Below are 1,024 nucleotides of genomic sequence, written 5' to 3' on the forward strand. Positions count from 1 at the left end.
GAACCGGCCAGCCGGGCCCGGTAGGCCGAGGCGATACCCGACCAGAGCGGACCGGAGGACCAACCGTCACTCGCGATGTGGTGCAAGGTCAGCACCAGGACCGATTCGTCCCCGCCGAGGGTGAACAGCACCACCCGCAGCGGAAGTTCGGCGGAGAGATCGAAGGTGGCGAACGCCTCGGCGGAGATCCGCTCCGCCACCTCGTCCGCCGTGCACGGCTCGACCGTGAACAGAACCCGGGCGTCCTCGACCGGCAGAATCAACTGCCGGGGCTGACCACCGGCCGTCGGGTAGACCGTGCGCAGGGCCTCGTGCCGGCCGACGACGTCGCCGATCGCCGCACGCAGAGCCTCGACATCCACCGCCCCGTGCAGGCGGAACGCGAACGGACTGTTGTAGGTGGCGGACGCGCCTTCGAGCTGGTCGAGGAACCACAGCCGTTGCTGCGCGAACGACAGCGGCAGCACCTCCGGACGCGGGCCCGCCACCAGCGCCGGACGCGCCGGACGGCCGTCCTTCAGCTTCTCCGCGACGCCCACCACCGTGGAGGCGTCGAACAGGTCACGGATCCCGAGCTCGGCATCGAAGGTACTGCGGATCCGGCTGATCAACCGGGCCGCCAGGAGCGAGTGGCCGCCAAGGGCGAAGAAGTCGTCATCGATGCTCACCGACGGAACACCGAGCACCTCCGCGAAGATCGCGCACAGAATCTCCTCCTGCACGGAGCGCGGGGCTCGTCCGCCCTGGTCAGCGGTGACGGCTGCGGGTGCGGGCAGGGCGCGCTGGTCCAGCTTGCCGTTCGGCGTGATCGGCAGCGCCTCCAGCACCACCAGCGCCGCCGGAACCATGTGCCGCGGCAGACGCCCCGTCGCGAAAGCCCTCAGCTCCTCCGGATCGACCACCTGGCCGGCGACGGGAACCACATAGCTCACCAGGCGCTTGTCCCCCGGACGGTCCTCCCGCGCCACCACCGCCGCCTGCGCCACCGCCTCGTGCGCCTGCAGCACCGCCGCGATCTCCCCCG

1 protein-coding gene is annotated in these 1,024 nt (G+C 71.1%); it reads right to left on the bottom strand.

What is annotated here, in order from left to right:
- A partial coding sequence (locus ACWGJO_RS41675; RefSeq protein WP_452190983.1) for a condensation domain-containing protein occupies positions 1 to 1,007 on the bottom strand: 1,007 nt, incomplete at its 3' end.
- Positions 1,008 to 1,024: the final 17 nt, after the last annotated feature.

Source organism: Kitasatospora sp. NPDC054795, from assembly GCF_053611565.1.